Source organism: Streptomyces cinerochromogenes (genome assembly GCF_014648635.1).
GTDB classification, from domain to species: domain Bacteria; phylum Actinomycetota; class Actinomycetes; order Streptomycetales; family Streptomycetaceae; genus Streptomyces; species Streptomyces cinerochromogenes.
This window is the reverse complement of record NZ_BMRM01000012.1, coordinates 266,942-280,296: the sequence shown is the minus strand read 5'-3', so window position 1 is coordinate 280,296 and position 13,355 is coordinate 266,942. Positions and strand designations below refer to the sequence as shown.

The window sequence follows — 13,355 nt, the reverse complement described above, 5'->3', positions numbered from 1 at the left end:
ACGGGGGCGCCCCTGGTGATCAGGGAGCGCCCCCGGCCGTGTCACGGTCCGCTCAGCCCTTGGTGGTGCACGTGGGCAGGCCTGCCGTGTCCCCGCTGCGGATGTCCTTCAGCGCGTCGAGCGCGTCGCCGATGGTCTTGACCCGGACCAGGGTGAGCCCGCTCGGGGTGTCCTTGGCGGCCGCCGCGCAGTTGTCGGCGGGCGTCAGGAAGTACCGGGCGCCCTTGCTGCGCGCGCCGACGGTCTTCATCTCGATGCCGCCGATCGGGCCGACCGTGCCGTTGTCGTCGATGGTGCCGGTGCCGGCGACGAACCTGCCGCCGGTGAGGTTGCCCGGGGTGAGCTTGTCGTAGATGCCGAGGGCGAACATCAGGCCGGCGCTGGGCCCGCCGACGTCGGCGAGCTTGATGTCGATGGTGAACGGGAAGGTGTGGTCGGTCCCGGCGGAGATGCCGACGATGGCCCGCTTGGCCCCGGTGTCGTCGGAGGCCGCGGTCGTGATCGTGACGTCCTGCGTGCGGGTGGCCGTCTTGTGGGCCTTCTCGGCGGCCTCCTGGTCCTTGGCGGGGACGACGGTGAAGACGACCTTCTGCCCGGGCTTGTGCTTGGTCACCAGCTTGGCGACGTCGGACGGCTGCTTGACCGCCGTACCGTCGACGGCCTTGATCACATCGCCGGCGTGCAGCCTGCCCTCGGCCGGGGAGCCCTTGACGACGGTGGAGACGATCACCCAGGACTTCACCGGGACGCCCAGCTCCTTCAGGGCGGCGACCTTGGCGCTCTCCTGGGACTGGCTGAACTCCTCGGCGTTCTCCTGGGTGGACTGCTCCTCCGTCTTGCCGTCCGGGTAGAGCGTGTCGTGCGGGACGATCTTGCTGTCGTGGGCGAGCCAGCCGTAGACGGCCTCGACGAGGTTCATCCGGTAGGCGGCGCTGGTGACCCGGACGGTGGTCATGTTCAGATGGCCGTCCGCCGGGTAGGTCTTGTGTCCGGAGATCTGCAGCACCGGCTCGCCGTCGTGGTCCCCGAGCGTGTTCACGGTCGGGCCGGGGGACATCTCCGCGTACGGCACGGGGATGAGGACTCCCGCGCACAGGAGCGCGATCAGCATCAGGGTCGAGGCGAGCATCGTCGCGGTGCGGCGTGGCATGTCTCGACAGTACGGGACGCCTCTGTCAGCGCACCGTCAGGGCACCCCGGTCACGCGCCGCGCGCGCCCGGGTGCGACTTCTCCATGGCTTCGCGGAACCGGGCGTATCCATCCAGCTCAGGACCATCACTGCGGGCCTTGCGGGTCCGATTGGCCCAACTGCCCCACAGCCCACCACCGATCGCGGCCATGAGCGGGATCAGCAGCCAGACAAGCACCCCCATGCCGACCTCCCATACGCCATGAGCGTCCGCAACTGACTGATCAGCAGATTAACCATCCGCACCGACAACGCTCACGCCAGGGGGGCGGTTACGCAACCGGACTGCACGGTTGGCCCAATGTGACCGGAGGGACTCGGGTGGCGACCGAGGGTGCGGCCGGGGGGAACGGGAGGTGCGGTCGGGGTGACGGCCGAGGGTGCGGCCGGAGGGACGGGAGGTGCGGTCCGGACGGCGGCCGAGGGTGCGGCCGGGGGCGGTGGGCTTCGGCCGGCCTCGGCGGGGCCGGTGTCAGCAGGCGCCGACCCACTCCTCCGTGCCGTCCGAGAACTTCTGGTGCTTCCAGATGGGCACCTCGTGCTTGAGGTCGTCGATCAGCTTGCGGCAGGCCTCGAAGGCCTCCCCGCGGTGCGGGCAGGCCACGGCGACGACGACGGCGAGGTCCCCCACCCGCAGGTCCCCCACCCGGTGCACGGCGGCCAGCGCCCGCACGGGGAAGTCGGCGACGACCTTCTCGGCGATGCGCCGCATCTCGGCCTCGGCGCTGGGGTGGCACGAGTACCCGAGCGCGTCCACGTCGGCGCCTCCGTCGTGGTTGCGCACGGTGCCCACGAACAGCGCGACGCCCCCGGCCGCGTCGTCCCCGACGGCCCGGAACACCTCGTCCACGGAGAGCGGCGTCTCGCGGATGCCGATCAGCTTGATGGGATCCTGAGCCGCCCGCTCACCCGGGTGGTCGTTCGTGTGTGCCATGCGTCCATCGTGCCGTACGGGTCCGGCAACGGGGAATACGAGTTTCGCCCGGCACGCGCGCGGGGCGCTTTGGAGGCTCGTACAGCGCCCGTGGCTCACACGCGCCGCCGGGCCTTGCGGGCCCGCCGTACGACCGCCGCCGCGCCCAGCAGAGCGACCGTCGCGCCCGCCGCGCCGGCCGCCGTCGCGTCCTTGCGCCCGAGCCGCCGCCCGGCCACGGTGTGCCGCCCGGCCACCTCCTCCAGCAGCTCGGCGAGCACCTCCTCGTTGGTCCACTTCGGCCGCCACCCGGCGTCGTGCAGCCGGCTGCCGCTGACCACCCAGGGATACATCGTGTAGGCGAGGTCGCCCGCCGGGGACGGGGTGAGTCCGATCCGGTGCAGCCGGGCCGCCGCGCCGAGCGCGACCGCCGACGGCAGCTCCATGCGCCGGATCCCGCTCAGCTCCTCGACCTCCTCCTGCTCCAGCCAGCCGTCGCAGCCGACGGCCAGCTCCCCGTCGACCTTCTCCAGGACGGCGTACTCCAGGGCGCTGCACAGGTCCTCGACATGGCAGAACTGCCACGCGGGCCGCGAGCCGGCGACGACGAGCAGCCGCGGCGACTCGAAGTACCTGGTCAGCGCGGTGTCGGTGCCGCCGACCAGGACGGCCGGACGGACCACGGTGACGTTGAGCCCCGGGTGCGCGCGCGGCGCGCGGCGCGCCAGTCGCTCGATCTCCAGCAGGTCCCCGACCCCGGTCGCCTCGGCGGTCGCGCGCAGCTCGGCGTCCTCCGACAGGGGCAGCTCGTTGTCCGGCAGCGCGCCGTAGACCATCGCCGAGGTGCACAGCACCACGCGGTGCACCCCGGCCGCGGCGGCGGCGGTCAGTACGGTCTGGGTCCCCCGGACGTTGTAAGCGGTGCGCGCCGCCGGATCGGTCTCCAGGTCCAGGTCGAGCGCGAGGTGGACGACCACGTCGGCGCCCCGCAGCTTGTCCGCGATGGCGGGGTCGCGCACGTCGAGGATGTGCCACTCGGCGTCGGCGCACTCGCCGCGCCGCTCGTCGATGGCGACGACCTGTTTGATCTCCGCACAGGCGGCGAGCCGCTCGGTGAGCAGGGCGCCGACCCCGGTGGCGGCGCCGGTCACCGCGACGACGGGTCCGCGCGCGGCAGTCGTCTCGCCGGCGCGGAGCGCCGTCGTCGAGGGACGGTGGTCGGGCGATGGGTGGGTTGAGGGGTTTCGCGCTGCGCGAACCTGCGGATCTGGGGAACTCACCGGGCGTCTCCAGCGGTTGTCTTCAGTACGGGCGCGAGTGACGCGTGCGTACCAGGTGCATCCATCCTGCCGCAGGCCTTCCGCAGGCGAAGCACCGAGGCCCGATCGGGTCCGGGTGTCTACGCTGGGTGGTGTTGTCGGGCAGCCGCGCCGCCGGAGGAGACCGGTGGCCTTACCAGCCGAGGAATCCCGTGAGTGACACCCCATTCGGTTTCGGCCTTCCGCCGGAGGAGCCGGAAGACGGCGACGAGGGCAAGAAGAAGGACCAGCAGAGCGGTGGTGGGCAGGGACCGGCCAATCCGTTCGGTTTCGGCGGCCTGCCCGGAGCCGGCGGCTTTGGCGGCCCCGGCGCCGACAACCCGCTCGCTGCCATGTTCGGTTCCCTGAACCCCACCGACCTGGGCGCCGCGTTCCAGCAGCTGGGCCAGATGCTCTCGTACGAGGGCGGGCCGGTGAACTGGGACATGGCCAAGCAGATCGCCCGCCAGACGGTCGCCCAGGGCACGTCGGACGGCACGAAGGACGCCAGTGTCGGCCCGGCCGAGCGCCGGTCGGTGGAGGAGGCCGTGCGCCTGGCGGACCTGTGGCTGGACGACGTGACGTCCCTGCCGTCGGGTTCCGCCTCGGCGGTGGCCTGGTCCCGCGCGGAGTGGGTCGAGGCGACCCTGCCGGCCTGGCAGGAGCTGGTCGACCCGGTCGCCGAGCGGGTCGGCGCGGCCATGGGTGACGTCCTGCCGGAGGAGATGCAGGCCATGGCGGGCCCGCTGATCGGCATGATGCGCTCGATGGGCGGCGCGATGTTCGGCACGCAGATCGGGCAGGCCGTGGGCGTGCTCGCGGGCGAGGTCGTCGGTTCGACCGACATCGGCCTGCCGCTGGGCCCGGCCGGGCGGGCCGCGCTGCTCCCGGTCAACGTGGAGGCGTTCGGCAAGGACCTGAGCGTGCCGCAGGAGGAGGTGCGGCTGTACCTGGCCCTGCGCGAGGCGGCCCACCAGCGGCTGTTCGCGCATGTGCCGTGGCTGCGCTCGCACCTGTTCGGCGCGGTCGACGGCTACGCGCGCGGGATCAAGGTCGACACCGCCAAGCTGGAGGACGTGGTCGGCCAGTTCGACCCGCAGAACCCGGAGCAGTTGCAGGACGCGCTCCAGCAGGGCATGTTCCAGCCGGAGGACACGCCCGAGCAGAAGGCGGCCCTGGCCCGTCTGGAGACCGCTCTGGCGCTCGTGGAGGGCTGGGTGGACGCGGTGGTGCACGCCGCCGCGAAGCCGCGCCTGGGGTCGGCCGACGCCCTGCGTGAGACGCTGCGCCGCCGCCGCGCGACCGGCGGGCCTGCGGAGCAGACGTTCGCCACGCTGATCGGTCTGGAGCTGCGCCCGCGCCGGCTGCGCGACGCCTCCCGGCTGTGGGCCTCGCTCACGGACGCGCGCGGGATCGACGGACGGGACGGCCTGTGGGCCCACCCGGACATGCTGCCGACCGCGACCGACCTGGACGACCCGGACGGCTTCGTCCACCGCGAGCAGATGGACTTCTCCGAGCTGGACAAGATGCTCGGCGAGGCGGCGGGCGGCGCCCACGGCACGCCGGACCTGCGCAAGAAGGACGACGGCGAGACCGAGGACGACGACACCGAGTGAGCCTGTACGACGACGCGGTCCTCGTCCTGAAGGGGTACGAGGGCCAGGGAGAGCTGCGCCAGGCCTACCTGGATCATCTGGCGGCCCACCCGGACGGGATGTGGAAGGCCTGTCACGCGGGCCATGTCACGGCCAGCGCCCTGGTGATCGACCCGGAGCGCGGCCGGGTGCTGCTCACGCTGCACCGGAAGCTGCGGATGTGGCTGCAGATGGGCGGCCACTGCGAGCCGGGTGACGCGACGCTGGCGGCGGCGGCCCTGCGCGAGGCGACGGAGGAGTCCGGGATCGCCGGGCTGACGCTGCTGCCCGGCGGCCCGGTGCGGCTGGACCGGCATCCGATCCCGGCGCCGTGCCACTGGCACTTCGACGTCCAGTACGCGGTCCTGGCCCCGCCCGGCGCGGTGCACGAGATCAGCGACGAGTCGCTCGACCTGCGCTGGTTCGCCTACGACGAGGTGGCGGGTGTGGCCGACGAGTCCGTCGTGCGCCTGCTGGAGGCCACGCGCGCCAGGCTGTGACGGTGCAAGGGGTGGCCGCCCACGCGGTCACCCCTTCCCAGGTCCGGCTCAGCTCCAGACGTTGCCCTGGTTCTGGCCGCGCGCCCCCTGCTGGCCCATGCCGAACTGGGCGGCCAGGCCCTGCCCGATCACGGCGTTCTGCGGCGGCAGCAGCTCGCTGGGCTGCACGAGCGCGAACCCGGTGCCCATGAAGCTCAGCTCCCAGCCCTCACCGGTGGTGCCGCGCCGCCGCCACACGCCGGAGGAGTGCGTCTGGGCCTGCATCTGCACGCGCAGCCCGGTGGACCAGGCCACGATCGCGTCGGCGTCGCAGTTGACGTACCGGTCGGGCGTGACCTGCATCAGCAGCGGGGCACCCGAGGTCGTCAGGGCGACTTTGCCGCGCCCGGTGATGTTGAGCTGGTACTTCCCCGAGCCGGAGATGCCGTAGAGGCTGTCGACGGCGATGACCTCGTGGTGCAGCGAGGAGTCCATGGCGAGGACGTAGGAGCTGTCGACGGTCAGCCCGTCCTGCTCGACGTCCATGATGTGCACGTGCTGGGCGAGGTTGGCGAGGTAGACCGTGCCCTGGCCGTGACAGCGCATCAGGTCCAGGCCCTCGCCGGTGTGCGCACGCGCGCGTGCCTGGCTGTTGCTGCGGTACTCGGCGTCGAACTCGACGAGGCCCTGGTAGGCGACCATGGTGCCCTTGCGGGCGAGGAGGTCGTCGTGGCCCTCCAGGGTGATCCGGAGCATCTGCTTGTTCTGCAGGCTCCAGCGCTCCTGGGTCTGGAGGTCGTTGTGTGCGAAAAGCGGGCTCTGCATGGTGTTCTGGCTCCCCCTCAGCCCCGGATCCGGAGGCGGTCGGTGCTGTCCTCGCTGGGCTGGACGACGACGATGCCCTGGCCGGAGAAGGCCATCTGGTAGGCCTCGCCGCTGCCCCGGCCGATCAGCGACTGGGCCTTGAAGCTGCGCTTGCCCTTCACCTTCAGGTTCGGCGACCAGGCGACGAGCGCGTCCGGGTCGACGTACGTCTCGTCCTCGCCGCCGCCGCAGTCCACGACGATCGGCTTGCCCCGGGAGGTCAGCGCCACCCAGCCCTGTCCGGAGATCCGCGTGTTCCACAGGCCCTGCCCGGCGAACTTCGCGAGCCCCTTCACGCGCTCCACGCCCCAGGTCAGGTGCGCGTCGAAGGCGAGCAGGTTGGTGGCGTTGACGGAGATGCCGTCGCCGTTGAGGTTGATCACGACGACGTCGGCGCCGTAGTCGGCGAGGTAGAGCAGGCCGTCGCCGGTGCACTTCATCAGCGGGGCGCCCTCGCCGGTGACCCAGTCGCGGGCGATCTGCCGGACGGCGGGCGGGTTGGGCTCGTACTGGATGAAGCCCTCGTAGGCGACCATCGAGCCCACGCGCGCCAGGAGGTCGTTCCCGGTCTGCAGGGCGACCTTCAGCATGTGGCTGCCGTGGTTCTCCATGCGGGCGGTGACGGGTGCGGGGGCGTGGCCCGCTAGCGGCTGGTTCATGACGGGCTCCCCTTAGACCTCGTACGGCTGGACGACGATGAAGTTGCCGGGGGCGCCCCGGAACTGGAGGTTGACGCTCTCGCCGGTGTCGCCCGGGTAGGCGTTGCGGCGCATGCGGACCTGACTGGAGACGATCACCTGGGAGGCGGCCGACCAGGCGACGACGGCGTTGCAGTCCGCGAAGGTGGTCGGTGTGACGGGCAGCACCACGGGCGTGCCGTGCGTCTTGACGACGATCGTGCCGGTGCCCTGGAACTGCATGGTGAACAGCGCGCCGCCCGGGATGCCGTGGCCCTCGATGCGGCGGACCTCGTACTGCAGGCTCTCGTCGAAGGCGAGGACGTTCTCGGCGGAGACGCAGATCGCGTCGCCCTGCAGCTCCACCGGGTGCAGGTGGGTGGAGTTCTCGGCGAGGAACACCTGGCCCTGTCCGGTGCAGCGCATCAGCTGCATCTCCTGGCCGGTGGCGTTGCCCACGACCCGGCCCATGAAGCCGGCGCCCTTGTAGCTGAAGTCGACCTTGCCCTGGTAGAGCACCATGCTGCCCTGCCGGGCCAGCACGGGCTGGCCGCCGATGCCGAGGTCGACGCGGACCAGCTTCTTGTTCTGCTGCGTCCAGCGCTGGCCGGTCGGCGTCTCCTTGAACGCCTGGAGCGCGGCCGTCACCCCGGCACCGCCCTGGGGCGCGCCCTGCGGCACTCCGTAGGGGGCGGTCTGCTGTCCGGGGGCCTGGCCGTAGCCCGGGGGCATGGGCGGGGCCGGCTGGCCACCGCCGTAGGGCGCCTGCTGCTGGCCGTAGCCCGGGGGCAGCGGCGCGCCGGGCCCGCCGTAGGAGGGCTGCTGGGGCGGCTGGCCGTAGGGCGTGGGGGCCGGGGCGGGGGCGGTGGAGGCCGTCGGGGCGGCCGGCGGCGGGACGGTGCCGGTGGGCGGGGTCATGGGCGCGATGACCGTCGGCGCACCGTGCACGCCCGGCGCCGGGGCCGGGGCCGGCGGCGCGGGCGGGGTGTGGCCGGGCGGCGGGGCGAAGCCCTGCGGTGCGGGCTGCGGTGCCGGGGCGGGCTGCGGTGCGGACGGGGCGCCGAACGCGGGCGGCGGCGTGGCCTGGGCGGGCGGGGCGAAACCGGGGGCCGCGCCGGACTGCTGGGGCTGCTGCGGGGCTGCGGGCGTCTCCTCCTCCAGCACCTCACCGCCGAAGTTCTTCAGCAGCGCCTCCAGGCCGCCGTCGAAACCCTGGCCGACGGCGGCGAACCGCCACCCGTCCTTGAAGTAGAAGTCACCGAGCATCACGGCCCGCTCGGTGGAGAACTCGGCACCGTTGAAGGAGTACCGCGCGACCTCCTCGCCGCCCGCCACGATGCGCAGGTAGCCGGGAGCGATCTGCGACATCTGGCCGCCGCCGTCGAGGGTCGCCGTGAAGGACAGCTTGCGGATGTGCGAGGGAATCCGGTCGAGCGTGACCCGGAACGACTCCGTGTCACCCGCCTGGGCGCCCAGCAGCTGGATGGACTCCTCCGGGGACTTCGGCTGGTTGAAGAAGACGAAGTACCGGTCGTCCGAGAGACGCTCGTCGGCGTCCAGACCGAAGCAGCTGATGTCGAAGGTCAGTCCGGGTGCGGAGATCTGCACGCCTACGTACAGATCCGTGCCCGCCGTGAGGTCACTGATCCTGGCCTTGTGGCCGCGTTGGAATTCCCTGGCCATGCGTTACGACCGTCCCCCATCCCGAATGTGAGTGCGTCGCGCCAGGCTAACGGCAAAGACCGACACCGGCCCCGGAGGGTGGCCGTCGGTACAGACCCGGTACACAACCGGACCCGGCCGCTCACATCGGGGCCCTCAGTCGTCCCGCTCGTCCCGCGCGCCCGGCACATGCGGCAGCCGTGCGGCGGCGACCACCCCTTCGAGGTAGCCACGGGCCCGCTCGGTGCGCGGGTAGGCCTCCAGCAGCCGCCAGAAGTCGGGGCCGTGACCGGGGACCAGCAGGTGCGCCAGCTCGTGGCAGAGCACGTAGTCGATGACGTACTCCGGCATTCCCTGCAGCCGGTGCGAGAGCCGGATGCTGCCCTCGGCCGGGGTGCACGAACCCCAGCGGGTGTTCTGGTTGGTGACCCAGCGCACGGAGGCGGGCCGGGCCCGGCCGTCGAAGTACTGGGCCGACAGCCGCTCGGCGCGTTCGGTCAACTCGACGTCCCCCAGCACCCGCCTGCTCTCCTGGGCGGCGAGTTTGTCGAGCATGACGGTGACCCAGCGCTGCTCCTCCGCCTTCGACATCCGGGCGGGGATCAGGACGACGGTGCGATCGCCCTCGCGGTACGCGGAGACCGTCCGGCGGCGCCGGGCACTCCTGCGGACCTCGATCGCGCTCGTCCCCGAGCCGCCGGGCGGCTGGCTCGTCGTGCTGCGCTGTGGTTCACCGGCGCGGTGCAGTGGGTCGGCGGGCACGCCCCGACGTTACCCGGTGGGCAAGGACAAAGTCCCGGCTCCCGGGCGGTTGACCGCCGATACCCCACCATGTGTTTGATTCGTACGACCGACCCGGTTACCCGATTTACCCCCCTTCGCCCCCACTTACCGGTACGACAAACCGCCCCCGCCTGTGGATAACTCCCGACGCCCGACGCTCCGGACGGGCATGCTGACAGGCATCGGCGAAGCGCGACGGGCTCCGCCGACGGATCTCGGTACCCACACGCGACACATACACGGATACGGGGGCAGTCATGCATCCGGTGGTGAAGCCGGCGCTGCGGCGCGGCTGGCGCGATCGCAACACCGTGCAGTTCGGGATGACCCCGGCGCACGCCGTGACACTGAGCCCGATGGACACGGCGACCGGCAGCTTCCTCGACCTGCTCGACGGCACCCGCGGGCTGCCGCTGCTGCGCGAGGAGGGCCCCCGTGCGGACGTGCCGGCCCGCCGTGTCGACGCGCTGGTGCAGCGGCTGGCCCGCGCGGGCCTCGTCGACGACGCGCGCGGCGGCGGACCGGCCGCGGACGCGCTGCGGGAGAAGACGGACGTGCTCGAACGGCTGCGCCCCGACCTCGCCTCGCTCTCCCTGGTCACGCCCGAGCCGGGCGGCGCCCCGGCCCGGCTCGCGGCCCGGCGCGCGCTGCGGGTCCGGGTGCGGGGAGCGGGCCGGGTGGGCGCCCTGCTGGCGTCGGTCCTGTCGGGCGCCGGCGTCGGCGAGGTCGACGTACGCGACGTGGGCCGCGTGGAACCGTGGGACGTGGCGCCGGGCGGGCTGCCCGCCGACTCCCTCGGTGACCGCCGGGACGCGGCGGCGCGGGCCGCCGTCCGCCGTGCGGCACCGGACCGGTCCCCCCGCCACGCCCACTCCCCCGGCTCCGGCGCCGAGGACCCCGGCCTCTCCCTGGTGATCTTCGCGCCCCGCGACGACGTCGCCGTGCACGCCCCGGACCCGTTCACCGCCGAGCCCCTCATGGCCGCCGGCACACCCCATCTGTACGCCGGTGTCGTGGAGGGCACCGGCGTCGTCGGCCCGCTCGTGCTGCCCGGCGAGACCGGCTGCGCCGGCTGTCTGCACCGGAACAACACGGACCGGGACCCGGCCTGGCCCCGGCTTGTCACCCAGTGGCGTTCCGGCCGGGCCCGCCGCGTCGGAGCCTGCGACCTGACCCTGTCCACCGCGGTGGCGGGACTGGCGGCGGCCCACGCCCTCGCCTTCCTGGACGGGGAGTCGCCGTCCGGCGCCGGCACCCGCTGGGAGGTGTCCCTACCCGGTCTGACCTGGCGCTCCCGGCCGGTCCCGGCCCATCCTGAGTGCGGCTGCGGGGCCGCGGAGAGAGGTAAACGGGAGCGCGCCTCAACCCCGGCCGATCCGCGCGCGACAATGGCGGTGCAACGGCCGTCGACGCGGTGGCGACGCACAGCGGGCGCGGCACGGCCGACTGGGACCTGGAGGGCGCATGTCTGATCTTCCCCGGAAGGCGGTCACCCGTACCGCCAAGCTCGCCGCGCTCCCGCTCGGCTTCGCCGGCCGGGCGACCTGGGGGCTGGGCAAGCGGATCGTGGGCGAGTCCGCGGAGATCGTCGGCCGCGAGCTGCAACAGCGCACCGCCGAGCAGCTCTTCAAGGTGCTCGGCGAGCTGAAGGGCGGCGCGATGAAGTTCGGGCAGGCGCTGTCCGTCTTCGAGTCGGCGCTGCCGGAGGAGATCGCCGGCCCCTACCGCGCGGCCCTGACCAGGCTGCAGGACGCGGCCCCGCCGATGCCGACCCGCACCATGCACGCGGTCCTGGAGGAGCGGCTGGGCCCGGACTGGCGCGAGCTGTTCGAGGAGTTCGAGGACAAGCCGGCCGCCGCGGCCTCGATCGGCCAGGTGCACCGCGCGGTGTGGCACGACGGCCGTGAGGTCGCGGTCAAGGTGCAGTACCCGGGCGCCGGCGAGGCCCTCCTCTCCGACCTCGGCCAACTGAGCCGCTTTGCCCGGCTGCTGGGCCCGCTCATCCCGGGCATGGACATCAAGCCGCTGATCACGGAGCTACGGGACCGGGTCTCCGAGGAACTGGACTACGGCCTGGAGGCACAGGCACAGACCGCGCACGCGGAGGAGTTCGCGGACGACCCCGACGTGGTCGTCCCGGCCGTGGTGCACCAGTGCGAGCAGGTCCTGGTGACCGAGTGGATCGACGGCATCCCGCTGTCCGAGATCATCGCGGACGGCACCCAGGAGCAGCGCGACCGGGCCGGCCAGCTCCTGGCCCGCTTCCTCTTCTCGGGCCCGGCCCGCACCGGCCTGCTGCACGCCGACCCCCACCCGGGGAACTTCCGCCTGCTGCCCGGCGGACCGGCCGGTGAGGACGACTGGCGCCTGGGGGTCCTGGACTTCGGCACGGTCGACCGGCTCCCCGGCGGCCTGCCGTCCCCGATCGGCGTCTCCCTGCGGATGACGCTGGACGGCGAGGCCGAGACGGTCTACGAACTGCTCTGCGAAGAGGGCTTCGTCAAGGAGTCCATCGACCTGGAGCCGGGCGCCGTCCTGGACTACCTTCTGCCGATCATCGAGCCGGCCCGGGTGGACACGTTCACCTTCACCCGCTCCTGGATGCGCAGCCAGGCCGCCCGCATCGCCGACCCCCGCTCCCCCGCCTACCAGCTCGGCAAACAGCTCAACCTGCCCCCGGCCTACCTCCTGATACACCGGGTGACCCTGAGCACCATCGGCGTCCTGTGCCAACTGGGCGCCGACGTACGCCTCCGCGAGGAACTCGAGGAATGGCTCCCGGGCTTCCTGCCCGACGCCCCCGAGGAGACGGAGGAGGAGCCGGCGGCGGGAGCGTGACCGGGGCTGCCTGCGCGGTGTGAGGGGCCGGGGGGATGACTCCGGGACCGGCCGGGCGCCCTGCGCAACGCACCGCGGGGGCCGGTCCGTTCGGCCGGACCGGCCCCCGCGGGGAGGCTTCGCCTCCCGGGTCCGGGAGGCCACCGCTGCTCAGGTGTGTTTCTTACTGCATGACCGCCATGGCGAGCGCACGGCGGGCGCGGAGCGAGGCGCGCTCGGCCCGGCGCTGCATGCGCTGGGCGACCGCCAGGCGCATGGCCCGGCGTTCGTGCACGGCCTCATGGAGTCGCTCGTGCATATGCGCACGAGCCAGGGCTTCTTGCATGAGTTGCATGTCTCGGTTCCTGTTCTGACGCGCCTCGGTGGCGCTGGTGGTGGTGAAGTCTGAGGTCGCGGAGCCGGCGGGCTCGCTGGTGGACGGCTTCATCGGGGCCTGCTTCTTGGGGTCGTGCGTGAGGGGGCGGTCGATCGTTCCTGCGGTGTTCATGCCGTGACCGGGTTCTTGCGCGGGCGGCCACGCGGCCGCTTCCGGGCGACGACGACACCCTGGACGAACAGCTCGCCACCCCAGACGCCCCAGGGCTCACGCCGCTCCTTGGCGCCGGCGAGGCAGGCCTCGATCAGCGGGCAGGTACGGCAGAGGGACTTGGCGTACTCGACGTCCGCGGGCGACTCGGCGAAGAAGACCTCCGGGTCGTAGGAGCGGCAGGGGACGGGTACGCCCAGGTTCTCGATGGCGTCGTCGAGCGCGGTGAGCGCGGTGAGGGGGGTCAAGGTGGAGTCCTCCGTGAGGCCGGGCGGGGGGATCGTTTGCGAAGGCGGTACGGACGGGGCGTGCGCTTCGAGTTGCACGATTGGTCTTCCTCGTCTGGTCGTTCCGGCCGGTTGACCGGGTGTCGGCTTGGTACCGGGTTCCTTGTCCCGAGGCCCCTTCGCTCCGTCGTCCCCGTTCGGGGAAAACAGAAGGGCCGCGGATCCCGGATGGGGTTCCGCGGCCCTGAAGGCGCCGGCCTG

General features: G+C 72.7%; 14 protein-coding genes. 4 read left to right on the top strand and 10 right to left on the bottom strand.

Going from position 1 to position 13,355, the window contains the following annotated elements:
- Positions 1 to 52: 52 nt before the first annotated feature.
- From IEZ20_RS24105 to IEZ20_RS24090, 4 genes are all read right to left on the bottom strand, one after another.
- Positions 53 to 1,150: a YlbL family protein gene (locus IEZ20_RS24105; RefSeq protein WP_189302173.1), complete on the bottom strand. Its 1,098-nt coding sequence runs from the start codon at positions 1,148 to 1,150 to the stop codon at positions 53 to 55.
- A 50-nt stretch (positions 1,151 to 1,200) separates the two neighbouring features.
- A complete protein-coding gene (locus tag IEZ20_RS24100) occupies positions 1,201 to 1,374 on the bottom strand; it encodes a hypothetical protein (RefSeq protein ID WP_189302171.1) in 174 nt (57 codons plus the stop codon).
- Positions 1,375 to 1,662: 288 nt separating this feature from the next.
- Complete coding sequence (locus IEZ20_RS24095; RefSeq protein ID WP_189302169.1) at positions 1,663 to 2,124, bottom strand: molybdenum cofactor biosynthesis protein MoaE; 462 nt, start codon at positions 2,122 to 2,124, stop codon at positions 1,663 to 1,665.
- A gap of 95 nt (positions 2,125 to 2,219) precedes the next feature.
- Positions 2,220 to 3,383, bottom strand: a complete 1,164-nt coding sequence (locus tag IEZ20_RS24090) for an SDR family oxidoreductase (RefSeq protein WP_189302167.1) — start codon at positions 3,381 to 3,383, stop codon at positions 2,220 to 2,222.
- A 191-nt stretch (positions 3,384 to 3,574) separates the two neighbouring features.
- Between IEZ20_RS24090 and IEZ20_RS24085 the strand changes: the two genes are divergently transcribed.
- Both IEZ20_RS24085 and IEZ20_RS24080 read left to right on the top strand, forming a co-directional pair.
- Positions 3,575 to 5,020 (top strand): zinc-dependent metalloprotease, encoded by a 1,446-nt coding sequence (locus IEZ20_RS24085; protein WP_189302165.1) that lies wholly within the window; start codon positions 3,575 to 3,577, stop codon positions 5,018 to 5,020.
- Entirely contained in the window at positions 5,017 to 5,538 is a 522-nt protein-coding gene (locus IEZ20_RS24080; RefSeq protein WP_189302163.1) for an NUDIX hydrolase, read from the top strand. The genes IEZ20_RS24085 and IEZ20_RS24080 overlap by 4 nt, the downstream gene beginning before the upstream one ends.
- A 48-nt stretch (positions 5,539 to 5,586) precedes the next feature.
- Here the strand turns inward: IEZ20_RS24080 and IEZ20_RS24075 are convergent, their stop codons facing one another.
- The 4 genes from IEZ20_RS24075 to IEZ20_RS24060 all read right to left on the bottom strand — a co-directional run bounded on the left by IEZ20_RS24075 (position 5,587) and on the right by IEZ20_RS24060 (position 9,482).
- A complete protein-coding gene (locus IEZ20_RS24075; RefSeq protein WP_189302161.1) occupies positions 5,587 to 6,342 on the bottom strand; it encodes an AIM24 family protein in 756 nt (251 codons plus the stop codon).
- Positions 6,343 to 6,359: 17 nt separating this feature from the next.
- Entirely contained in the window at positions 6,360 to 7,040 is a 681-nt protein-coding gene (locus tag IEZ20_RS24070) for an AIM24 family protein (protein WP_189302159.1), read from the bottom strand.
- Positions 7,041 to 7,052: 12 nt separating this feature from the next.
- Positions 7,053 to 8,741 carry a TerD family protein gene (locus IEZ20_RS24065; protein WP_189302157.1) on the bottom strand — a complete coding sequence of 563 codons (1,689 nt, stop codon included), beginning with the start codon at positions 8,739 to 8,741 and terminating at the stop codon, positions 7,053 to 7,055.
- A 135-nt stretch (positions 8,742 to 8,876) separates the two neighbouring features.
- Positions 8,877 to 9,482 (bottom strand): M48 metallopeptidase family protein, encoded by a 606-nt coding sequence (locus IEZ20_RS24060; RefSeq protein WP_189302155.1) that lies wholly within the window; start codon positions 9,480 to 9,482, stop codon positions 8,877 to 8,879.
- 278 nt (positions 9,483 to 9,760) lie between these two features.
- On the opposite strand from IEZ20_RS24060, the gene IEZ20_RS24055 reads away from it, so the two are divergent.
- Entirely contained in the window at positions 9,761 to 10,975 is a 1,215-nt protein-coding gene (locus IEZ20_RS24055) for a TOMM precursor leader peptide-binding protein (RefSeq protein WP_189302153.1), read from the top strand.
- Positions 10,968 to 12,341, top strand: a complete 1,374-nt coding sequence (locus IEZ20_RS24050) for an ABC1 kinase family protein (protein ID WP_189302151.1) — start codon at positions 10,968 to 10,970, stop codon at positions 12,339 to 12,341. The genes IEZ20_RS24055 and IEZ20_RS24050 overlap by 8 nt, the downstream gene beginning before the upstream one ends.
- A gap of 163 nt (positions 12,342 to 12,504) precedes the next feature.
- Here the strand turns inward: IEZ20_RS24050 and IEZ20_RS24045 are convergent, their stop codons facing one another.
- Both IEZ20_RS24045 and IEZ20_RS24040 read right to left on the bottom strand, forming a co-directional pair.
- Positions 12,505 to 12,828 (bottom strand): putative WhiB-interacting protein, encoded by a 324-nt coding sequence (locus IEZ20_RS24045; protein WP_189302149.1) that lies wholly within the window; start codon positions 12,826 to 12,828, stop codon positions 12,505 to 12,507.
- Complete coding sequence (locus IEZ20_RS24040; protein WP_023546912.1) at positions 12,825 to 13,193, bottom strand: WhiB family transcriptional regulator; 369 nt, start codon at positions 13,191 to 13,193, stop codon at positions 12,825 to 12,827. Before IEZ20_RS24040 ends, IEZ20_RS24045 begins: the two co-directional genes overlap by 4 nt.
- Between the last annotated feature and the right edge of the window lie 162 nt (positions 13,194 to 13,355).